The 22,264-nt window shown below is 63.5% G+C and carries 21 protein-coding genes; 15 read left to right on the forward strand and 6 right to left on the reverse strand.

Annotated elements, in window-relative coordinates; all coding sequences use genetic code 11:
* Positions 1-213: 213 nt before the first annotated feature.
* Positions 214-1,773 carry a vWA domain-containing protein gene (locus tag TZ53_RS04230; RefSeq protein WP_044660539.1) on the reverse strand — a complete coding sequence of 520 codons (1,560 nt, stop codon included), beginning with the start codon at positions 1,771-1,773 and terminating at the stop codon, positions 214-216.
* A 278-nt stretch (positions 1,774-2,051) separates the two neighbouring features.
* On the opposite strand from TZ53_RS04230, the gene rtcR reads away from it, so the two are divergent.
* The 12 genes from rtcR (at position 2,052) to TZ53_RS04285 (ending at position 13,914) form a co-directional block, all read left to right on the forward strand.
* A complete protein-coding gene (rtcR, locus tag TZ53_RS04235) occupies positions 2,052-3,644 on the forward strand; it encodes an RNA repair transcriptional activator RtcR (RefSeq protein ID WP_044660540.1) in 1,593 nt (530 codons plus the stop codon).
* Between the two features lie 68 nt (positions 3,645-3,712).
* Positions 3,713-4,705 carry an SPFH domain-containing protein gene (locus tag TZ53_RS04240; RefSeq protein WP_044660541.1) on the forward strand — a complete coding sequence of 331 codons (993 nt, stop codon included), beginning with the start codon at positions 3,713-3,715 and terminating at the stop codon, positions 4,703-4,705.
* A gap of 46 nt (positions 4,706-4,751) precedes the next feature.
* Positions 4,752-5,381, forward strand: coding sequence for a DUF4178 domain-containing protein (locus TZ53_RS04245; RefSeq protein ID WP_238320116.1), 630 nt, complete (start codon positions 4,752-4,754; stop codon positions 5,379-5,381).
* A complete protein-coding gene (locus TZ53_RS04250) occupies positions 5,374-6,717 on the forward strand; it encodes a DUF4178 domain-containing protein (protein WP_044660543.1) in 1,344 nt (447 codons plus the stop codon). The genes TZ53_RS04245 and TZ53_RS04250 overlap by 8 nt, the downstream gene beginning before the upstream one ends.
* Positions 6,718-6,727: 10 nt before the next feature.
* Positions 6,728-6,874 (forward strand): hypothetical protein, encoded by a 147-nt coding sequence (locus tag TZ53_RS27095; RefSeq protein WP_172668299.1) that lies wholly within the window; start codon positions 6,728-6,730, stop codon positions 6,872-6,874.
* Between the two features lie 9 nt (positions 6,875-6,883).
* Positions 6,884-7,096, forward strand: a complete 213-nt coding sequence (locus tag TZ53_RS04255) for a DUF350 domain-containing protein (protein WP_044660544.1) — start codon at positions 6,884-6,886, stop codon at positions 7,094-7,096.
* A complete protein-coding gene (locus TZ53_RS04260; protein ID WP_044660545.1) occupies positions 7,089-8,627 on the forward strand; it encodes a polyamine aminopropyltransferase in 1,539 nt (512 codons plus the stop codon). Before TZ53_RS04255 ends, TZ53_RS04260 begins: the two co-directional genes overlap by 8 nt.
* Complete coding sequence (locus TZ53_RS04265; protein WP_044660546.1) at positions 8,617-10,227, forward strand: FAD-dependent oxidoreductase; 1,611 nt, start codon at positions 8,617-8,619, stop codon at positions 10,225-10,227. Before TZ53_RS04260 ends, TZ53_RS04265 begins: the two co-directional genes overlap by 11 nt.
* The gene (speD, locus tag TZ53_RS04270; RefSeq protein ID WP_044660547.1) at positions 10,224-10,589 is read left to right on the forward strand and encodes an adenosylmethionine decarboxylase; all 366 of its coding nucleotides are present in this window, start codon (positions 10,224-10,226) and stop codon (positions 10,587-10,589) included. Before TZ53_RS04265 ends, speD begins: the two co-directional genes overlap by 4 nt.
* A gap of 366 nt (positions 10,590-10,955) precedes the next feature.
* On the forward strand, positions 10,956-12,728 hold the full coding sequence (locus TZ53_RS04275; protein ID WP_044660548.1) for a ParB N-terminal domain-containing protein: 1,773 nt from the start codon (positions 10,956-10,958) through the stop codon (positions 12,726-12,728).
* A gap of 62 nt (positions 12,729-12,790) precedes the next feature.
* Entirely contained in the window at positions 12,791-13,036 is a 246-nt protein-coding gene (locus TZ53_RS04280; RefSeq protein ID WP_044660549.1) for a sigma factor-like helix-turn-helix DNA-binding protein, read from the forward strand.
* Positions 13,037-13,110: 74 nt separating this feature from the next.
* Positions 13,111-13,914, forward strand: coding sequence for a nucleotidyltransferase domain-containing protein (locus tag TZ53_RS04285; protein ID WP_157009773.1), 804 nt, complete (start codon positions 13,111-13,113; stop codon positions 13,912-13,914).
* Here TZ53_RS04285 and TZ53_RS04290 read toward each other — a convergent pair.
* The 4 genes from TZ53_RS04290 to TZ53_RS04305 form a co-directional block, all read right to left on the reverse strand.
* Entirely contained in the window at positions 13,909-14,493 is a 585-nt protein-coding gene (locus tag TZ53_RS04290) for a hypothetical protein (RefSeq protein WP_044660550.1), read from the reverse strand. The two genes, TZ53_RS04285 and TZ53_RS04290, sit on opposite strands and share 6 nt — an antisense overlap.
* Before the next feature lie 267 nt (positions 14,494-14,760).
* Positions 14,761-15,762, reverse strand: a complete 1,002-nt coding sequence (locus TZ53_RS04295; protein ID WP_044660551.1) for a tyrosine-type recombinase/integrase — start codon at positions 15,760-15,762, stop codon at positions 14,761-14,763.
* The gene (locus tag TZ53_RS04300) at positions 15,759-16,682 is read right to left on the reverse strand and encodes a tyrosine-type recombinase/integrase (RefSeq protein ID WP_044660552.1); all 924 of its coding nucleotides are present in this window, start codon (positions 16,680-16,682) and stop codon (positions 15,759-15,761) included. Before TZ53_RS04300 ends, TZ53_RS04295 begins: the two co-directional genes overlap by 4 nt.
* Positions 16,679-17,920: a site-specific integrase gene (locus TZ53_RS04305; protein WP_044660553.1), complete on the reverse strand. Its 1,242-nt coding sequence runs from the start codon at positions 17,918-17,920 to the stop codon at positions 16,679-16,681. The genes TZ53_RS04300 and TZ53_RS04305 overlap by 4 nt, the downstream gene beginning before the upstream one ends.
* Before the next feature lie 148 nt (positions 17,921-18,068).
* Between TZ53_RS04305 and TZ53_RS04310 the strand changes: the two genes are divergently transcribed.
* Both TZ53_RS04310 and TZ53_RS25535 read left to right on the forward strand, forming a co-directional pair.
* Entirely contained in the window at positions 18,069-18,308 is a 240-nt protein-coding gene (locus tag TZ53_RS04310) for a hypothetical protein (RefSeq protein ID WP_044660554.1), read from the forward strand.
* 49 nt (positions 18,309-18,357) lie between these two features.
* Complete coding sequence (locus TZ53_RS25535) at positions 18,358-19,395, forward strand: immunity protein Imm33 domain-containing protein (RefSeq protein ID WP_052628088.1); 1,038 nt, start codon at positions 18,358-18,360, stop codon at positions 19,393-19,395.
* 60 nt (positions 19,396-19,455) lie between these two features.
* On the opposite strand, the gene TZ53_RS04320 is transcribed toward TZ53_RS25535, so the two are convergent.
* Entirely contained in the window at positions 19,456-19,818 is a 363-nt protein-coding gene (locus TZ53_RS04320; protein WP_044660555.1) for a hypothetical protein, read from the reverse strand.
* Positions 19,819-20,094: 276 nt separating this feature from the next.
* Here TZ53_RS04320 and rlxS point away from each other — a divergent pair, with 276 nt between their 5' ends.
* Positions 20,095-22,149 (forward strand): relaxase/mobilization nuclease RlxS, encoded by a 2,055-nt coding sequence (gene rlxS, locus TZ53_RS04325; protein WP_044660556.1) that lies wholly within the window; start codon positions 20,095-20,097, stop codon positions 22,147-22,149.
* Positions 22,150-22,264: the final 115 nt, after the last annotated feature.

The raw sequence follows: 22,264 nt of genomic DNA on the forward strand, positions 1-22,264 counted from the left end.
CATTACCAATGTAGTCCTTCTCGGCATTCGCCATGATATTCCGGTCGGGTCGTGGCGACGAGGGGCGGCAAGACGCGGCCCTTAAGCTACGTGTCGGCGGCAGGGTTCGAACCTGCATCTCCCTTTCGGCAATACTGCCTTCCGGGCGCTTTACTCGTCGGGCCTCCTCTGGTGACATGTAGTCCTGCCAGCATTCGCCACACCCCTGTTCGTTCAGACCTCCACTTGTTCGACAATGCTCACCCAATCGCGCGTCTCGCCCGAGACGAAGCGCGCAATGGTATCGAACACTGCGTCGGAGAAGCCTCCGACATTCAGTATGTCCGGTCGCCCGGCGGCTTGCGTGGTGCCATAGGGTGCGATGTCGATGCAGACGAGCCTGGCTTGCGGGTTGCGCTTCGCCAGTTTCGTCCACTCCTGCATCGTCGCCGTCGAGCCATTCCTCTTGGCATCGACCCAGGATTCATTGTCCGAAACGATGACCACCAGATCGACCGCAGCCTTGTCCTTGTTGAGAAGCGCGAGGGGCGCCGAGACATTCGTTCCGCCACCGCCGACAGCCGCCAGCTTCGCTGCATTCACCGCGATCCGGTCGGTAGCCTTCAGATCGACCGGAACCACCGAACATTCAAACGGAATCACCCGTGCCTGTCGGTTCGACCGCAACATCGCCGCCGCGACCAGAGCCGCGACATCGATGCAGCGCACCTTGGACGAGGCACCCTTGCGGTAGCCCGTCACCGGCGATTGCATAGACCCCGACACGTCAGGGCAGACGACCACGCGGCCCGGCACCGTCGGAACATCCCGGAGCGAGAGCTCGAGCGCCTCCTCAAGCGCCGCCTGAACCTTGAGCGGCACGCCGTCACCAACCTGACCCCCCATCTGACCCAGGGCCACCATCAACTGATAGGGCATGGGCCGCACGGCGCGGAGCACATCGCGGTCGGCAAGCCGGGCCGCGACCTGATCGGCAATCCCCTCCACACCGAACGCGCCATTGCGCGCCAGCGTGTTGAGGTTCATCCGCAGCGCCTGCCAGCCCATGCGACCGGCAAGTTCTGCCCACTGTTCCGCGCCAAGCGGATAGGCGGTCAGCCACTCGAACGGCACCTGCGGCAGAGGCAGCGCCCGGTCCTGCTTCCACGCCTCGAACGCGACGATCTCGGCAGGCAAAGCGGCGACGTCATAGGGACGACCGATCAGCCAGCCATAGAAAGCCTTGCGCTGCGCATCCGCCGGGCGCGGGTGGACCATCTTGACGATGTCCGCCAGGCTCGGCGCAGTGCCGGTCGCGGCCTGCATCAGGTCACGGATCGACGCCTGCTCCAGCCACTGCTGCACCAGCCGCTTGGGCCGCGTACCGAGCGACGTCCGCCCGACCCGTCCCGAACGCATGATCTGCACGAAGCTGCGCAGCATGCGGCCGTTGTTCACGACCTTGCGGAAGACCCGGACCGAAATGTCGGGATCGGCGACTGTCAGATAGGCCGCCAGCAAGGCCGGCATATCCTTCATCGCGCCGGACGTGCGGGCATAGACCGCTGCCTGCGCGACGAAATAGGGATCGACCGCGCGGGCCGCGTCCAGCACATCGACCAGTTGCGTCTCCGCCGCCCCATAGAAATTGTCAGCGAGCGTTCCGGTCACCGCGATCTGCGCGAGCTTCGCCTCCGGTCCATAGGCATAGGCCGGGACGCCTTCGCGGTTCACGGCATCCGCGCGCGGCAGAAGCTTCGCGACGGCGGAAGCAAAGAGACCCTTATTGGCCATGTGCATCTTCCTTCTTCTTCCGGTTCCGGGGCGACCGGCCCATTCCAGTCGCCCCATTTCCCGGTCCGCTGCCCGAGCGGTCGAAATGTCACCGCGCCGGACGAGCTTTACTCAGCAGGACGCGTGCCAAGTGAGGAATAGGCCATTCAAGAATTATTATAAGCTATTGATATTTAATAAAAGAAATCGATTCTCGGGAGTTTTCGTTCATTTCTAGAATGAAAGGGCACTACGAAATTCCTATCGTTTTCGATAAAGATTTATCCTATGGGATCAGAATGAAACCAACTGTCGTTATCGGCTTTCTCGGCTCTACACTGGATGCCAGCAAGTTCGGGCCTTCGCGCTGGAACAAGTGGCGCCCATCGGTGGGCCTCGCCATGCACGAGGATCTGCGGGTCGACCGTTTCATCCTGCTGCATGGCCGGGCGCATCAGCGGCTCGCCGAATATGTTACGGAGGATATCGCTTCTGTCTCACCCGAAACGACCGTCGAACGCCGTCTGCTCGACTTCGAGGATCCCTGGGATTTCGAGGAGGTGTACGGCAAGCTGCTTGACTTCGCCCTGGCAGAGCCGTTCGATCCGGAGGCAGAAGACTATCTGATCCACATCACGACCGGCACCCATGTCGCGCAGATCTGCCTCTTCCTGTTGACCGAAGCCCATTATCTGCCCGGCCGCCTGCTCCAGACTCAGCCGACGCGCGGCGCGCCCTCGAGCGCGCCGGGGACGTGGACGACCATCGATCTCGACCTGTCGCGCTATGACAGCATCGCCACCCGCTTCGCAGCAGCAAGTGCGGAAAGCACCTCCTTCCTCAAATCCGGCATCGAGACCCGGAACACAGCCTTCAACCGGATGATCGATGAGATCGAGCAGGTCGCCATCCGCTCCCGCGCACCTGTGTTGCTGATGGGGCCGACGGGCGCCGGCAAGAGCCAGCTCGCGCGGCGCATCTATGAACTCAAACGCCTGCGTCATCAGGTGAAGGGCGCCTTTGTCGAAGTGAACTGCGCGACGCTCAAAGGGGACAGCGCGATGTCAGCCCTTTTTGGTCATCGCAAAGGCGCCTTCACCGGGGCAATCGCCGACCGGCCCGGCCTGCTGCGCGCGGCTGACGGCGGCACACTCTTCCTGGACGAGATCGGCGAACTCGGCCTCGACGAACAGGCAATGATCCTGCGCGCCATCGAGGACAAGCGCTTCCTGCCGGTCGGCGCGGACAAGGAGGCGGCCAGCGACTTCCAGCTCATCGCCGGGACGAACCGCGACCTCGCCCGCTGCGTGCGGGAGGGCACTTTCCGTGATGATCTCTACGCCCGTCTCAACCTCTGGACCTTCGCCTTGCCGGGACTGGCGCAGCGGCGGGAGGATATCGCACCGAACCTCGATTATGAACTGGAGCGCTTCGCCGAAAGGGAGGGAAGCCGGGTCACCTTCAACAAGGAAGCCCGTGACCAGTTTCTTGCCTTTGCGACCAGCGGGACGGCATCATGGCCGGGGAATTTCCGCGACCTGGCTGCGAGCGTCACCCGCATGGCCACGCTCAGCCCCAAAGGACGGATCGACCTCGATTGCGTCACGAAGGAAATTGCGCGGCTTGCGCAGGCCTGGTCGCTTTCCGGAACGGCTGGCGATGGCCTTGAGCCAATCCTGAATGCCCAGGAGCTTGAGGAAATCGATCCGTTCGACAGGGTCCAGCTGGCCTATGTTGCACAAGTCTGCCGGGAGAGCCGCAGCCTGTCGGAGGCTGGGCGAACGCTGTTTTCTGCGTCCCTCGCCCGCCGTGCCTCGTCCAACGACGCGGACCGTTTGCGCAAATATCTCGCCCGGTTCGGACTGAGCTGGACGCAGCTTAGCGCACAGTAAGCATTACCGATTTCGCTTGTTCCTGCCTCCGCAGCTCTTAATATGGTGCCTTAGAGGGGTAAGGCACCATGGGAATATTGGACTTTCTGTCGAAGCAGTTTGTCGATGTCATCGACTGGGTGGAAGAGCCCGGCCAGCTTGGCTGGCGCGTTCCGCTCGCTGACCGGGAAATCCAGAACGGCGCGCAACTGACGGTGCGGGAAGGGCAGATCGCGGCCTTCTTCAACGAAGGGCGGATCGCCGACATGTTCGGGCCAGGCCTCTACACCCTCGATACCTCTACCCTGCCGCTACTCACCGCGCTCATGAACTGGGACAAAGGGTTCAAGTCGCCCTTCAAGTCCGACGTCTATTTCTTCTCCGAGAAGGAGCAGATCGGCCTCAAATGGGGCACGGCGCAGCCGGTCACGCTGCGCGACCCGGAATTGGGGCCGCTCAGGGTGCGCGCCTTTGGCAGCTACAGTTTCCGCATCAAGGAGGTCGCACCCTTCTGCTCGCGGATCATGGGTACATTGGGCGAGGTCAAGGTCAGCGACATCGAGCCGCAGCTGCGCGCCGCGATCCAGACCGCGCTGGCGACCGGCGTCGCGGGCGGCAGCACTGCTTTCCTGGACCTTGCCGCCAGCCAGACCGCGCTGTCGGATGCGCTCAAGGCTGCCGTCGCGCCATCCTTTGCCCAATGGGGGCTGTCGATCGAAAGCTTCTTCGTCGAAAGCCTCTCCCTGCCCGAGGAGGTGCAGAAGCATCTCGACAAGGCCAGTTCCATGCGGGTCCTGGGCGATCTGGATCGCTATGCGAAATTCCAGGCGGCCGAAGCCATCGAGACCGCCGCCGCCCAATCCGGCGGCACGGCGGCGATCGGTGCGGGCGCGGCAGCGGGCCTCGCGATCGGACAGGCGATGACCGGCGCGTTGACGGGTGCTGGAGGCAATGCTCCCGCGGCTCCCGCCGAAGACCCCTTCGCCCTCATCGAAAAGCTCCACAAGCTGCTGGAGATGGGCGCGCTGACCCAGGCGGAATTCGACACGAAGAAGGCCGAATTGCTGGGCCGTATTCGCTAAGTCGCCCATGCAGACAGTCGCCTGCCCCCAATGTGGAGCGGAGGTCATGTTCCGTTCCCCGGCGCTGCCGGTACGCGTGTGTGGCTATTGCCACGCGCTGGTGGTTCGGCGTGAGCAGGGCGTGCAGGCGATGGGCAATGCCGCCGTTCTTCCCTTCGACATCAGCCCGGTCCAGATCGGCACGACGGGGCACTGCTTTGGCCTTGATTTCGAAATTATCGGCCGCGTCCGCTGGAGCTGGGAGGATGGCGCGTGGAATGAATGGCTGATGCTGATGGCCGATGGCAGCCACGCCTGGCTGGGCGAGGCCATGGGCCAGTTCATGGCGCTGCGCGAGGTCGAACTGAAGAATCCCATGGCAAAGGTTCTCCGCCGCCTGGCCAACGGCACCGCCGTCATGCCGGGAGAGAAGGCGACGATCTCCGGCCATGACTATGTGGTGACCGATATCCGCACCGTGACCTGCGTTGCCTGCGAAGGCGAACTGCCCTTCACCGCGCCCAGCGGATGGGAGATGTTGAGCGCGGATTTCCGCAACAAGGACGGCTGGTGCGCCTCCTTCCAGAAGGACCGTCGCGAAGCCTCCCTCTATCTCGGCCATTATGTGACGCTGGCCGATCTCATCCCCGGCAATCTACGCGCTTTGCCCGGCTGGACCCTGCCCGCTTATGGCTGACGACGCAGCCGTTCGCACCCTCGCCTGTCCGGCTTGCGGCGGCACCGTCGCGATGCGCGCGGCGGGCTACACGGTGACGCTGGCCTGCGAATATTGCGGGTCGCTGATCGACGTCGCTCATCCCGATGCCCGGCTCATCACCCGCTATGCCGAGACGCAGGCCTCGCTTGCTATCCCGCTGGGCACGCGCGGCATGCTGCGCGGGATCGAGTGGGAAGCGATTGGCTGGCTTGAGCGAACCGATGGCTGGGCCGCCTGGGAAGAATATCTGCTTTTCAACCCCTATCATGGCTATCGCTGGCTGATCGCACAGGACGGGCAGTGGAGCCTCGGCACCATGCTGACCGCAGCGCCCCGCTATGAAGGCGGCGAGATGATCGTCGACGGGCGAAGCTATTCCAGCTTCTACCATGATAACAGGGCGCGCGTGACGCGGTTGGCAGGCGAGTTCTACTGGCGCGTGAAGGTCGGGGAGGAAGTGCGCAGCCGGGACTATGTCCGCCCCGGCTTCATGCTGAGCCTGGAGGAAAACGATCGCGAACAGAGCTGGACCCTGAGCGAACTCCTCTCCGCGCGCGAGATCAGGCGGGCCTTTGATGTACCGCCCCCGCCGCGCTGGATGCCGGGCATGACACCACTGGCGCATCAGCCTTCGCCCTATGCGCGGCGGATCAGGGAATGGCTGCCGATCGGCGCCATCGCCTTCATGGCGCTGCTGGTGCTGCTGACGCTGTTCGGTCGGACCACGCAGCCGCAGACTTTCGGCTTCCCTGTCACGCCGGACGGCGCGCAAGTGTCGCAGAGCTTCGGCCCCATCATCGTCCCCGTCGGACGACAGGCGATGACGGTCGAGACGCTGACCTCCAATGTCGAACAGGGCTGGGTCGACATCGATATCGCTTTCGTCAACCGCAAGACGCAGGAGAGCTATGAAGCCTATGCCCTCAATGAGCATTATTCGGGCTATGATGCCGATGGCAGCTGGGCGGAAGGATCGCGCAGTCAGATCCTGAAGGTCGCCAGCCTGCCCGCCGGAACCTATGATCTGGTGGTGGACGCGCAGGCCCATCATTGGGGCAGCAGCGCCGACAGCAGCAGCTGGAATCCGGTCAGCGGCCGCTATGAAACGGCCAGCCAGCCGCCGGTCGATGTCAGCCTGACCGTCTCGCGCGGTGCGCGTTTCCAGTCCAATTTCTGGCTCGCCGTGCTGCTGGTCCTTGTACCGCCGCTGTTGATGCTGGTGCTGCATATCCTGTTCGAAAATGCCCGGCTGGCACAAAAGGACGGTCCCGATCCCGATGCCAGCGACTGGATCAGGGGTCTTGCCAATCCATGAGGTGCAAGGAATGAAATCGGGCACTTTTCTTTACGCCCTCTGGTGCCTTGGCGTGATCGGCCTCTACCTCACCGCCGCCACGCAGGGCTATTCCCCCTTTGCCGATGGCGGGCGGGCCGCCGCTGTCCATGGCACCTACGGCCCCACGCATAAATAGGAGACGTTTATGGTCACCACCGTCCCGCTGATCCTCAACACCCTGCTCTATGCAGGCCTCGGCATAGTCGTTTTCGTCCTCGGCTTCGTGATCCTCGACCTGCTGACCCCCGGCAAGCTCTGGGAGGAAATCCGGACCAAGCAGAATGTCGCCGTCGCCCAGTTCGCGGGCGCCGTCGCCATTGCGCTTGCGATCATCGTCGCCGCGGCGGTTCATGGCTGAAGACGCACCGGCCCGTCCGGCCCGCAAACAGGGCGCATTGGTCGGGCTGCTGCTCGCCAGCGTCTTTGCGGTCGCGACCTGCGGCCTGATCTACGAACTGCTCGCGGGCACCATCGCCAGCTATTTGCTGGGCGACAGCGTCACGCAATTTTCGACCATCATCGGCACCTATCTCTTTGCCATGGGCGTCGGGAGCTGGTGCTCGCGCTATGTGAAGCGCGACGAACTGCGCCTGTTCATCCGGGTCGAGATACTGGTCGCGCTGCTGGGCGGCTGGTCGGCGGCGGCGCTTTTCCTGCTGTTCCCGCTGGTCGAGCAGTTCCGGATCATCCTCTATCTGCTGGTCTTTGTGATCGGGTTCCTAGTCGGCCTGGAAATCCCGCTGCTGATGCGCATCCTGCGCGACCGCTTCGACTTCAGCGAGACGGTCTCGAATGTCCTGACCTTCGACTATGTCGGCGCACTGGCGGCCTCGCTGCTGTTCCCCATGCTGCTGGTGCCGCATCTGGGGCTGATCCGCACCGGGCTGATGTTTGGCCTGATCAATGTCGGCGTGGCACTGGCGCTGTTGATGCTGATCCCGGCGCGGGCGAAACTTGCGCGCGAATCCATCCTGGCCTTGTTGGTTGCCGCCAGCCTGATCGCAGGCTTCGTGCTCGCCAACCGGATCCAGCGCTGGTCGGAGATTGCCGCCTATGGCGAGAGGGTGATCTATGCCGCCTCCAGCCCCTATCAGCGGCTGGTCCTCACCCGGCATGACGACGACATCCGCCTCTATCTGAACGGCAATCTGCAATTCTCCTCGCGCGACGAATATCGCTATCATGAGGCGCTGGTACATCCCGCCATGGGCCGGGTCTCCCATCCGGCCAATGTCCTGATCCTGGGCGGCGGCGATGGCCTCGCTGCCCGGGAAGTCTTCCGCCACCCTGACGTCCGCCACATCACGCTGGTCGATCTCGACCCCGCCATGACGCGCCTGTTCAGCCGCACCGCCCTGTTGCGTTCCTTGAACCGGGGATCGCTCACCGATCCGCGCATGCATGTCGTCAATGCCGACGCCTTCCGCTGGGTGCGTGAATCCCGGCAGTTCTTCGACGTCATCATCGTCGACTTCCCCGATCCGGTCGATTTTTCGGTGGGCAAGCTCTACACCGAAAGCTTCTACCGCATGCTGCGCCCGCATCTGGCGCCGGGCGGCATGGCGGTGATCCAGAGCACCTCGCCGCTGGTCGCTCCCGCCGCTTTCTGGACGGTCGCGCAGACATTGGAAGCAGCCGGTTTCCATACCCGGCCCTATCATGTCTATGTGCCGAGCTTCGGCGAATGGGGCTTCATTCTCGCGGGAAACAGCGATCCCGGCGCGTCGGTCACGCTGCTTCCGGGCAATCGCTTTCTCTCCGCGGACGCCGCGCGACAGGCGATGATCTTCCCGCCCGACATGGCGCGCCGTCCGGTGCCCGTGAACCGCCTCGACAATCAGGCCCTGGTGCGCAGCTTCGCCGAGGAATGGGCGCGCTATGAAGGCTGACCCGGAAAACCCCGCCAGACGCATGCTGCTCAAGGGCGGCATGGCGGCGGCGACCGCCCTTGCCTTAGGCGGCTGCGACGAGGACCCGGCCGGCACCAGCGGCGGCGCAAACATGGCGCTGGGGCATCGGCTCCGCGACGGAACATTCCCCGAGCCCGCCCGAGAGGAAAAGATCGGCATACTGATCGCGGGCGGCGGAATCGCGGGTCTCGCCGCGGGTTGGAGACTGGCGGAAGCGGGGTTCGGCGATTTCCACCTGATCGAGCTGGAAGACAGCGTCGGCGGCAATGCCCGCAATGGCCGGAACGCAGTTTCCGCCTATCCGCTGGGTGCCCATTATCTGCCCATCCCCAATGAGGAAGCACGCGGCCTGCGCACCATGTTGCGCCAGTTCGGCATCATCACCGGTGAACGCGACGGCCGCCCGATCTACGACCCGGAGCAACTCTGCGCCGATCTTCAGGAACGGCTGCTGTGGCAGGGGCGATGGCAGGAAGGGCTGATCCCGCGCACGGGTCTCACGCCCAGGGACAAGGCTGATCTCGCTGCCTTTGACCGCGCAATGAAGGCCTTTTCCACCCGCCGGGATGCGGCGGGTCGCCCGGCCTTCGCCATCCCCACGGCCTATAGCGCACGCGATCCCGATCTGCTCGCGCTTGACCGGATCAGCTTCTCGGCATGGCTTGATGAGCAAGGCTGGACCTCGCCTGTCCTGCGCGCCCATGTCCGTTATGCGTGCCGCGACGATTATGGCACCGAGCCCGCCGAGGTCTCCGCCTGGGCAGGTATCCATTATTTCGCCAGCCGCCGCGGCTTCGTAGCCGAAGGTTCGGGCGACAATGAACTGACCTGGCCCGAGGGCAATGCCCGCCTTGCCCGGCTGATGGCCGAACGCCTTCCCGACCGCATCGTGACCGGGCAGATCGCCTATCGGGCGAAGAACAGCGGGAATGGCGCGACGATCGACGTCTTTGACACGACCAACGATGTCAGCGTCCGCTATCGCGCCGATGCCCTGATCCTCGCCATGCCGCATTTCATTGCCAGCCGCCTGCTGGATGAACCGGTTGTGCCAGGATACAGCTATGCGCCCTGGCTGATCGCCAATGTCACGGTCGATCGCTCGCCGGGCGGCAAGGGCAGTCCGCTGGCCTGGGATAATGTTTCAGCGAGCAGCGCCTCGCTGGGCTATGTCGTCGCCACGCACCAGAACGCCTCACGGCAAGGCCCGACCGTGCTCACCTGGTACATGCCCTTGTCCGACATGCCACCTGCCTCGGCGCGGCGGTTGCTGATCGATCGATCCGATGCGGACTGGCGGCGGCTGGTGCGCGACGACCTACTGACGATGAATCCCGATCTCGACGGGGCGATCCGGTCCATCGACCTGTGGAAATGGGGCCATGCGATGATCCGCCCTACCCCGGACTTCCTCTGGCAGGTCGCGCCCTCGCAGCGCGCGGCGATGAAGCCGCCCTTCTTTCGCGCGCATTCCGATATGAGCGGACTGTCCCTCTTCGAGGAAGCCCATTATCATGGGCTGGCGGCAGCGGAAGGTGCACTGTCCCTGCTCGGCCATCCCTTCGAGAGTCTGATATGACACCCCCCGCAAGCTATGATGGTCGGCATCTCCTGGCCGATCTCTATGGATGCCCGGTGCTGGATGATGCGGCACTGATCGAAAGCGCCTTGCGCGAAGCGGCGGAAAGCGCGGGCGCAACGGTCATTGGACTTCACCTTCACCATTTCGGCGAAGGACAGGGCGTCACCGGCGTTGTGCTGCTGGCGGAATCCCACATGTCGATCCACAGCTGGCCAGAGCATGGCTATGCGGCGGTGGACATCTTCCTTTGCGGCAAGCGGCACGATCCTCATGCCGCATTGCGCACGCTTGCCCGGCACCTTGCGCCTGAAAGGATCGTAGAGAATCTGGTGCGGCGGGGTCTGGAGAAGATCGCCTGAAAGATCTGGGGGCGTTTCGCGCACAGGGACGCGAACCTGCTCTATTCCGCTTCGCTCCACCGAGCCGCCCTGGGCGTCTCGTCCGTTCCGGCGACGATCAGTAACGCGGTCGGCCAGATTCCCTGACCGACAGGCGGTCGCCGCGCGGGTGCGGCGGCGTGGGTTATCCGGCCTCGGCCTGGCGGGGGGAGCGTCGCTTGCCCTTTAGGCCCGCCGCGGCATGCCGCAAGTTTCGCTACGCTCAACTCCTTCTCTCCGTTCCGGCCCTGCAGGTGCGGCCCGCCTTGCTGCGGCGGGCCTGACGGACCGCTCCTGCCGCTCCCCCCGCCATCCGGGGCCGGTGCGGTGTTGAAAAAGGAGCAAGTCATGGAACTCATGCATATCGACATCGCCCGTCTCTGCGTTTCGGGCCTCAACATGCGGGGCAACAGGAAGGCCCCCGACCTTGCCAATATCCTGCCGTCCGTCCGGGCGCGGGGCATCCTCGTGCCGCTGATTGTGCGGGAAAAACGGGAATGCGCTGCGGAAGGCGGGGAGGAATGTCCGGCCTATGAGATCGTCGCGGGCAAGCGGCGCTATCATGCGGCGCTGACATTGGCGCAGGAGAATGAGGGCATCGATCCCCTACCCTGTGCGGTCATGGAAGCGGGTGACGATGCGGCAGCTCTGGAAGCCTCGCTGATCGAGAATATCGCCCGGCTCGACCCCGACGAGATGACCCAGTGCGAGACCTTTACCCGGCTCGTGCGCGAGGGACGCAGCGTCGAGGAACTGTCCCTGACCTTCGGGCTTACCCCTTTGCAGGTCAAGCGGACGCTGGCCTTGGGCAATCTTCTGCCCCGCATCCGCAATCTCTATCGGGGCGGGAAGATCGATGCCGTGACCGTGCGGCATCTGACCCTCGCCTCCAAAACCCAGCAGCGTGACTGGCTCGCCCTGCTCGACCACGGGAATGCCTATGTGCCCGTGGGATCGGCCTTGAAGGCATGGCTGTTCGGTGGGGCCTCGATCCCGGTCAAGACGGCGCTGTTCGATCTTGATGGCTATGACGGCGAGATCGTCTCCGACCTGTTCGGGGAGGAGCGCTATTTCGCCTGCGCCCAACTGTTCTGGAGTGCGCAGATGGTGGCGGTAGAGCAAAAGGCCGAAGCCTTGCGCGAAGCCGGATGGGCCGAGGTCGTCATCATGGATCGCGGCGTCGCCTTCCACAGCTGGGAGCATGAACGCACCCCCAAGCGCAAGGGTGGCCGAGTCTACATCGCTATCAGTCACCGGGGGGACATCACCTTCCATGAAGGCTATCTCACCATCAGGGAAGCGGAGAAGGCGCGGCGGCAGGAACAGGGCGAGGCGATGGAAAAGGCTGCCCGTCCCGAAATCAGCAGTGCCGTTCAGTCCTATGTCGACCTTCATCGCCATGCCGCTGTGCGGGCTGCACTGGCCGATGCCCCCTCCGTCGCACTGCGCGTGATGCTGACCCATGCCATCGTCGGATCGGCGCTCTGGCGGGTCGATGTCGAGCGACAGCGGGCACATAATGATGCCATTGCGCAGAGCGTGGAGAACAGCCCGTCGGAAGCCGCCTTCGACGCCAAGCGGCGCAGGGTTCTGGCGCTTTTGGGCTTCGATGCGGAGACGCCGACCGTCACGGGCGGCGATGCGGGCGAGCATGGCTTGTGCGGGCTTGTGGCAAGGTTGCTGACCCTGCCGGACGATGATGTGCTCGCTATTTTCGCCATTGTGATGGGCGAGACGCTGGAGGCGGGAAGCGCCCTGATCGAATTGCTGGGCTGGCATCTCAGCGTCGATATGGCCTGTTGCTGGCAGGCGGACGACGCCCTGCTCGACACAGTACGGGACCGGGAGGTGATCGGTCATCTGCTGACTGAGGTGGCTGGACCGGAGGTTGCGGCCGCCAATGCTGGGGCCACCGCCAAGGTACAGCGCGGCATACTGCGTGACTGCCTCATGGGTAGCAATGGGCGTATCAAGGTCGAAGGCTGGGTACCCGGCTGGATGGCCTTTCCGCCTCGTGCCTATACCGGGCGCGGCGGCGTCGGCAACGTTAGTCGGGCCGAATGGCTCGCCCCGCTTCTGAGCCCTCCCGCCGATCCCGAACCCGTGCGCGAGGCCGCATGATCCTGTCATCGATACCGGCGGCGGTTTTCCGTCGCCGGTCCTCTCTTAATGGGAGAGATGTCATGCCCCGCAACCCCGATCATGAACGGCTGGAGCGTCTGGAGGCGGCTTTGTTGACGATGCCGCGCCTGCGCCGCGAGATATTCCTCGCCGTTCGGCTCGACGCCATGAGCTACGAGGACGTCGCCAGAATTACCGGCCTTTCCGTCAGGGCCGTCGAGCGGCAGATGGCCCGCGCCATCGCCCATATCGGTTATCATCTGCGTCACGGCGAAGCGCCGCCGCCACGCCGATGGCGGCGCAAATGAGGATTTCCGCGCCGCCAACCCCGCTGCTGGCAGCCAGGTTGGCGGATGGGCGATAGCAGGGTAGGACTAGGGCCATGAAGACCAGTCTCGATCATCTGCCTGAGGGCAAGCAGCGCGAACTCGCGCATGTGGTCGAGACCGTGCGCGAGGGCTTTGCCCGCGCCACCGCGCAGCGCACCCAGCCGCGCTTCCGCAATGGCAGGCTGCTCAAGATCATCCTGTTCGGCAGTTATGGGCGCGGCGATTGGGTGGAAGACCCGGTGGGCCGCTATTTCTCCGATTATGACCTGCTGGTCGTCGTCAATCACGATGATCTGACCGACATTGCGGAGTTCTGGGAAAAGACCGAGGCGCAGCTTCTCGCCGACCTGTCGGCGGGCACGATACTGCGCACGCCGGTCAGCCTCATCTATCACAGCCTCGAGGAGGTGAACGACAAGCTGCGGCTGGGCCGCTACTTCTTCATGGACATATTGCGCGACGGGATCACCCTGTTCGAAGAACCGGGCCACCCCTTTGTCGAGCCGCAACCGCTATCACCGGAACAGGCGCTCAAGGAGACGCAGGAATATTACGAAGATTGGTTCGAAAGTGCCGGTGAATTCCTGGGAACGGCACTGTATGCGCGAGAACAAGGCTGGCTGAAGAAGGCCGCTTTCGATCTTCATCAGGCAACAGAACGCTATTACCATTGTCTCTTTTTGGTCCGCACCTTGTACACCCCTTTATGCCGCGCGCGGCATAAGGGTGCTTATGCCGAACGGCGAACTATGCCGCGCCACCGTGGAATGATCCGGTTTCCCAGGTCATCCCGGCAATCGGCCCGGCATAGTTTTACGTCCCTCCAAAGCACGCGGTGCAAAAGGCAGTGGTCATGACCTCATCGTTGGACGATGACGGTGGCCTGTGACATGACACACATGATCCAGCAGTGCACACACCAGCGCTCGAACCCGATCGGCCGTGAAGCCGCCGTCGTCCGGGTGGACGCGGTCAGTCAGATGTCGCCGGTTCCACTTCCAATAAGGCGCCAGAATTTGCGTGAATCGGACCGTCTCAGCGCATTCGCAGCCGAACCCGGTGACGTTGGCGTAGGCTAACGATCGATCAACGTGCAGGCCAACATGCCGAGCGCACCAGGCATCGGGGAAACCCACATCCAGCAGATGGGACGAAACCGCGAGTTGCACGACGATGCCGGCAGAGTAGAGGAAATCGGGCCAGTCACCGGGCGCTTCGGGCGCTAGGGAAGTCATGAATTCTTCGGCTCGGCGGTAGCGTACGCGGCTGAGCTCGCGTCCCTCCTGCGTGCGTCGGAGCTTGACCGGTTCGGCGCCATAGATCTTCCATAGGGCGGCGAGAGCGGAATTATCGTCTGTTGATGAGATCAACGCCGTTGGGGGCGCGGAACTCGCCGCGTGCTGTGATCGAACAGGAACAAACTGGTCCATGGTCATCTCCGGTCCGCATTAGGCGGTCACGCGGAAAGGACGAGACGGATGCGGAACAGTCCCGAACTCCCGCACGCTAGGCGCGGGAGCCGCCGGAGCTGGTAACATGCCAGAGACATGCGCCGCCGCCTTTCACCCGAAGGTTTGGACATACGCGACGGCACCCCGGAAACCGAAGTGTCCGAGCTTGCTTCTCTGGCGGGATTACCAGTCCCGGCGCTGACCTTTGCACAGCGCATCAAGATGTTAGCAGAGGCGAGTCCCCGCGCCAAGCTACAGTGCATCGAGGAAGGCGAGCAGCCGATCCCCCGGCTTATAGCGTCCTCCCTTCTGCCCTTTGAACGGCTTGACCTTGGCTAGCGCCGCCTCCTTCAATGCGAGGTGTGCGTGCAGGTAGACCTGGGTGGTCTTGATGGACTCATGCCCAAGCCAGAGCGCGATAACGGAGATGTCCACGCCAGCCTGGAGCAGTTCCATCGCCGCGCTATGTCGGAGGACATGAGGGGTGACCCGCTTGCGGCCGAGCGAGGCGCATCGCAGCTTCGCGGTCTCAGCATGGCGTGCCAACAGACGCTGCACAGCGTCAGGGCTTAGATGGCCGCCATGTATGTTGGGGAACAGCATCGTCGAACCGCGCTGCCCTGCCTCTTTAAGCCAGGCTTGAAGCTCACGACACGTCTGTCTGGTAAGCGGAGTGCAGCGTTCCTTGCGACCCTTGCCGAGGCATCGGACGTGCGCGCCGGTGCCCAGAACGACGGCGTCGCGCTCAAGCTGGACGATCTCGGACAACCGCAGGCCGGTCTGCGCGGCGAGATGCAGCAGCATGTGATCACGTCGGCCGATCCAAGTGCTCCGATCGGGTGCTGCGAGGATCGCGTCGATCTCGCCGCGGGTCAGGAAATGCACCTCGCGCTTGTCGTGAAGCTTGCCAGGGATCGCGAGTATGCGTTGGATCTGCCCAGCAAGGGCGGGCTCCTCGAACGCGACGAAGCGGAAGAAGGCTCGAATGGCGGTCAGGCGCAGGTTGCGCGTCTTGATCCCGATCGCCCGGTTCGCCTCTAGATCGTCGAGGAAGGCGCCGATAAACGGAGCATCAAAATCGGTGAGATCGAGCCGGGAGGGCGGCTTACCCAACTTTGCCTGCGCAAAGGTGAACAGCAGCCGGAACGTGTCGCGGTAGGATGCGATGGTGTGCGGACTGGCGTTGCGGTGGTGCATGAGGCGCAGGGTGAAGAAGCGCTCGATGAGCGATGGCAGGGCCGCGGTGCCGGTCATGACACCATCTCCCAGCGCGCTTCGAGTCTGCTCGCAGCTTCGCTCATGAGCTCGGGACAGGCCGAGAGGTACCAATATGTGTCGCGAACCTTGCTGTGGCCGAGATAGGTGGTGAGCGTTGGCAGCAGGCGCTCAACATCTTCACCTGCCCGGTACCAACGCAGGAGGGTGTTGACGGCAAAGCTGTGGCGCAGGTCGTGGAGGCGCGGACCCCGGCTATATAGCTCGGGATCGCGTAACCCGATCCGCCGCAGCACGCTGATGAATATGCGTTCGGGGTACTGAGGCCGCAGCCGCTGACCTCCTCGCAGGACGAAGAACCAGGGGCTATTGCGGCAGGCGCGACAGTCATCACGCTGTGCGGCGTAGTCAGCGAGCGCCCGGGTGGTGGTCGGATGCAGCGGGACAAGCCGATCCTTGCCACCCTTAGTCACAGGCAGCGTCAATATCCCGGCCTGAAGATCGACATCCGCGCGCTTGAGGCCAATCGCCTCGCCCAAACGCATGCCCGTGGTCGCGAGCAGGCCGAAGAGGCAATGATAGGTGCGACGGTTGATGCCCTTGGCCAATCCCCAGCGCAGCGTCGCGTCGAGCAGTCGCTGGATCTCCGCTTCGGTGTAAATATAGGGGCGCGGCCGCCGGGGTGATGGAAATATCCCGGCAGGCAGTGTCTCGGTCTGGATATCGAGGCTCGAGAGATGCCGGGCAAACCCGCGCACCATCGATAGCCTGTTCGACCAGGACGCGCGCTGGGCTTGGGTAATCCAGGCCACTGCCAACTTGCGTGTAATGACGCTGGCCTGGGCTGCGTCCATCAAGGTGACGAAATCGCTGAGGCAGCGCTCTTCGTTGTCAAAGCGATAGCCAAACCCGCGCCGCATGAGCACATAGCGGGTCAGCGCCTGACGCAGCACGCTCATTGCTCGCCTCCCAACCAAGGCATGCCCAGGGGACGCAGGCTGTCGAGATCTACCTTAGCGTAGATCCGCGTCGTGTCGTGCTGCTCATGGCGCAGAAGTTGGCCGATCTCGGTCAGCGTCGCGCCGGACCGCAGCAGATCGGTCGCCAGGCTGTGACGGAAGGCGTGTGAGCCGCGATGGGCGACGCCGATGACGCCGGCTTGGGCGATCGCCTTACGCGCAACAGTCTGGACGCCAGGTGCCCCCTTGAACCCAGCATATGGCGCTACCGCGAGCAGGAACAGGCTACGACTGTCCGACGGCGGGCGCCCATCCTGCAGATAGCTGGCGATCGCCGCGCCGACGTCGGGCGGCAGCGGCATGGTAGCCGTCTTGCGTCCCTTGCCGCGAACCGTGAACTGGCCCGCCCGCCAGTCAAAATCGTCGAGGTTGAGCCTCGCCACCTCGGTCGCCCGTAACCCCAACCGGGCGAGCAGCATGAGGATCGCATAGTTACGTCGACCCATAGCCGTGCTTTGATCGCAGCTGGCGAGAACGCGCTGCACATCTTCGTTCGGCATGAAGCTAGGCAATCCGGCTTCGGCAGGCCGGCGCACGGATGGAAGCGCAGTCGTCAGGTCTTCGGCGAGAAAACCTTCGGCGTGCAGATATCGCAGGAACACCCGTAGGCGAGAGCACATGATCCGAGCGGTTGTCGGCCCGCGATCACCGCCATGCCGCTCGACGTAGCGCGCCACCTCCCGACCCGAAAGACGCGCAGCATCGACGCGGGTCGCGATACCCAGCTCCTTAAGGAACGGCCGAAGAAACCACAGGTGGCTCGCGATCGACATTGGCGCGAGGCCACGCTGGCGTTCCATATAGAGCGCGTAAGCCTGGAGGATATCTTCGCACGGATCGCCGCAGGGCATGGGTCGGGGCGCAATGGCGTTGGCTTCGCGCAGGACTAACAACAACCGGGCCAGGGCCAGGGCATCCCCTCTGTACTGCGGACGGTGCCGTGACCGCTCGGCGAGATATCGGGTGACGAGCCCTTCCCGGACATCGGCAAGATCCGAGCCGGTGGCAGCAAGCCAGAACCCGAAATCCCGAGCAAGGCTCAGATACCGATGGCCGATCTCCCGGCTGTAACCGCGCCGCCGAAGCCACTCGATGTAGAGGTGAATGTGTTCGGCGAACGGACCACGCTTCAGGCCGCGCAAGATCCGACTGCTGCTCAAATATCCATCGGTGATCATCGTCGTTCCTCCACGCACATGATGTGCGTGAGGAGGAAACTATGCCGCGTCGATAGCCGCTAAGGCACCGGAGCCGATGTGAAAGCGGGAACCCATCGGCATAGTAAGCTGCTCGGCATAATCGCCCAAAAGCCATAATCTGAACCGGTTGCGCGATCTGGCCGAGGAACTGGAGCCTTCCCTCAAAGCCGTGTGGCCCCGCGAAACCCGTTTCGAGAAGCGCTGCTACTCCCTGCTGCGTGACGCCTATATCAAGGCCAGATACTCACGCGCCTACCGCATCACCGAAGAGGAACTGGACTGGATCGCGCAGCGCGTCACGCTGCTGCAAAATCTCGTCCGTGAGGCTTGTGAAAGCCGCATCGAAACTCTCGCCCGGGCGGCGTGAGTATCGCCCACCTCAGGCGCGTGAGGATTAATGTTTTATTGGAGTGGCGATGTTCCGATCGATACTAGCCTTCCTGCTGGCGCCGCTCCCGGCGGCACTCTTCCAAGCCATTGTCGTGGCCATTTGGCCCAAGGCAGGGACGGGTGTTTTCGAACATCCCTCTTCGATGTTTGTCGCGATCTGCCTGACATTCTACATTTTCGGGTCGATATTCGGCCTCCCGCTCTGGCTGTTTCTCAGGAAACAGCGCCCGCCAACCTTGCGCAATCATGCCTTCATCGGGATGGTCGCCATGGTGTTTCCAGTCGTCCTGGCTTTGGGCTGGGTAGCTCTTCGCGGAGGATTCTCAGCTTATATCGCCATCTATAACGCCTCATTCTTTGCAGCAGGCGGCGCGGCGGCCGGGGCACTATTCTATCTCGTGCGGCATGCTCGAAAAGCCACGTTACCCTCTTATACCGTGACCGACCCTCGCCCCCTTGCGGCTAACGCGCCCTATACATTTTTCCTCCCCACCGCAAACGAACTGGCGGCAATCAGGCCAGACGATCTCGTCAAACTCCTGTTCGACTATCCGCATGATACGGAAAAATGGGCGGCGGAACGCATGTGGGTGACTGTGACGAAGGCGGACGGCGATCTTCTTCGCGGCACCCTCGCCAATCAGCCAGATGAGCCAACATCCCCGCTTGTGCTGGGCAATGAAGTGGTTTTCCAGCGTCATCATGCCTTGGCTATCGAGTGGGAGCACCCCGAAACAGCGCCCGTCAGCCCAATCCAGAAGGAATATTGGGACAGATGCCTCGTCGATGATTGCATCCTCGATGGGGAAGAGCCGGTCGAGTTCATCTATCGTGAAGAACCCGACATGCAGCAGGATGGCGACGCGTATCCCGATAGCGGCTGGCGTATCCGGGGCCGACAAGGTTCAGCATCAGATGCCGATATGGAAGCGCGGAAATTTTCATATGTGGCGCTGGGAGCAGTGCTCAATCGCGACGATAGCTGGCTCCGATGGATCGAAGCCCCGGTCGGCACTGCCCTGATGCGGGACTTCGACAGGGGTATTTATGTGGCGCAGGAGTAAGGCAGGTTCACACCGAACGGAAGCTGCCTGCCACGATACTCTGTCAGTTCATACGGGCCTCTAAGCCGCCTGTTTCGACTCGATATCCAGCACCAACTGCCGCCCGTCATCCTGCGGTTTCGCATGGATCGGGCACAGCGTCCTGCTGCCGCAGGCGAGCGTCATCCACTCGATTTGCCCGTCGATCCGTGCACGATCATGCCGCCCTTCGCGCATGATCCTCACGCACGCCGTCCCTTCCGCCGCGAGCGCAAAATGGCAGCGCCCACTGCCGATATCATGATGGCCTTTGAGCAATGTTCCGTCGGAAAAGGCGAACGAAAACCCATCCGTCACGGCGCTGGCGGGCAGGTCGAGGACGGTCTCGACGTCGCCGGTCAGCTTGAGCTTCCCGCCATCCATTGCCTCGATCTGCACGCCCATGCCTGGCCCTTCCCCTGAGAATCGGAATGGGCCTGAGAATAGAACATATAGGGAACATAAGGAAGGGGTGCCAGGTAAGGAGATGTGTGCAAGATAAAGGCCGGCACGCTTCACCGCATCTGCCCGGCCAAGCCCTTGCCTGCACATCCTTTTTGCTGGAGACGGCCTGTCTCCTTCGGGAGGTCGAACCGGCACCGTTGGCTCGCAAAGCCGCCGAAAAGCGTGACTTTTGCGCGAGATACTTGAGGCCTTGGGGCTATCCTCGCCATATCCTCGATGATGGCACAGGATGACGATAGCTTCGAGCCCCGCGTCGGGCGTTCGCGGCGCGACAGCGGCCGTTCGCCGCGTGCGGGGAGGCTGCGTTCGGAGATCATGAAGCAGGTCGCCCGGCGCGGCGGCAATTCACGCCGGTTGGGCGATGCTGGTGGCGGTGCTCATCCTCGCACCGGCCGCTTCAATGCGCGGGGCCGTGGCGCCCGGATCGCGGCCGCCGTGCCGCGCGGCTCGGGCTGGTCCTTCGACCAGGGCAGCGGCATGCGGGTGCGGCCCCGGCGGGTAACGGTCAAGGCGCGGGTGGTGAAGCTCGCCGGGAAGGCGGGAGCAGTGGGTATGCATCTGCGCTATCTCGAACGCGACGGCGTCAGCCGCGAAGGGGATCGCGGGCGCTTCTACTCGACCTTCGCCGATGAGGCCGATGCCAGGGCCTTTGCCGAGCGCGGTCTGGACGACCGCCACCAGTTCCGCCTGATCGTCGCGCCCGAGGATGGTCCAGCCTTCGATCATCTGCGCGATTTCACCCGCGACCTGATGGCGAAGATGGAGGAGGATCTGGGCACTACGCTTGACTGGGTGGCGGTCGATCATTTCGACACGGGCCATCCCCATAGCCATATCCTGATCCGGGGCATCACCGAGGACGGCAAGACCCTGAATATTGCAGGCGACTATATCGCCCATGCCATCCGCTACCGGGCATCGGAAATCATGACCCGGGCGCTGGGACCGCAGAGCGAGATCGAGGTGCGCCAGCAACTCGCGCTGGAGGTCGATGCCGAACGGCTCACCCGGCTCGACCGGATGATGCTGGCCCAGGCCAAGGATCATGTCATCGACCTCCGCCGGATGGAGGGAGAGGTGGCGTTCGATCCCGGTCATCAGCAACTGCTGGTCGCCCGGGCGCGGGTGCTGGAGCGGATGGAGTTGGCACAGCAGGCCGGACCGCTTTCCTGGACGCTTACCCCTCATATGGAAAAGACCCTCACCGACATGGGCATGCGCGGCGACATCATCCGCCTCATGCACCGGGAGATGACGAAGGAGAAGGAAGCGACCCAGATCGATGCCGGCCGCTATGTCGTCCATGGCGTAGCCGCACAGATGACAGGTCCGGTCATCGGCAAGGTCGTAAAACGGGGCACTGCCGATGACGATCATGAGCGCCGTTATCTCATCGTCGATAGCATCGATGGGCGCAGCCATTATGTCGATATCGGCGCAAGCGCCGAGCCCACGCCGATTGGCGGCATGGTGAGCCTCACGCCGAGGCAGGCAGAACCCCGCGCCGTGGATCACACGGTTGCCCGTATCGCCCAGGCCCATGGCGGACGCTATGGTCTGGGCATTCACCTCAACCATGACCCTCATGCCAGCGAGGCTTTCGTCGAAACCCATGTCCGGCGGCTGGAGGCGATCCGCAAGACGACCGGCAAGCCGGAACGCGAAGCAGACGGCACATGGAGGATCGGTCCCGATCATCTCGACACCGTGCGGGCCTATGAGCAGCGCAAGCTCAGGACCGAGCCGGTCAAGGTCGAGATGCTGTCGACAGAGCCGATCCTCCAGCAGGCGGGCGTTCATGCCGCGACCTGGCTGGACCGTGAGCTGACCGCCCCTGACAAAGCGCCCATCGCCACCAGCGGCTATGGCCAGGAGGTGCGCAAGGCGCTGGCGCTGCGCCAGCAATGGCTGGTCGAGCAGCAACTGGCTGAGCGGCAGGGCGATGAGGTGATCTACCGCCGCAATCTGCTGCGCATCCTCCGGGAGCGCGAGGTGCGCGCCGTGGCAGGGCAGCTATCGAAGGAACTGGGCCTGATCTTTGCCGAGCCTGTGCCGGGCGAACGGGTGGAGGGAACGCTCACGCGAAAAGTGACCATGACCTCCGGGCGGTTCGCGCTGATCGAGCGCAGCCATGAGTTCACCCTGGTTCCCTGGCGCGATGAGTTGGAGCGGCATGTCGGCAAGCAGCTTTCCGGGCTGATGCGCGAGGACCGGCCGATCAGCTGGACCATTGGCCGGGGCCGCAGCGGTCCCAGCATCGGCAGCATGTGAGTCCGAACTGGGCCCATCTGGGCCGATCTGCACCATCCCCAAGCAGAAGCCGGACTGCGATACTCGTCCATGGCAGCGGATCGCTTCTGTGTCCCCCCTTGCGCTGGGCTGGTCC

It is taken from the genome of Sphingobium sp. YBL2 (assembly GCF_000943805.1).
Lineage (GTDB): Bacteria > Pseudomonadota > Alphaproteobacteria > Sphingomonadales > Sphingomonadaceae > Sphingobium > Sphingobium fuliginis.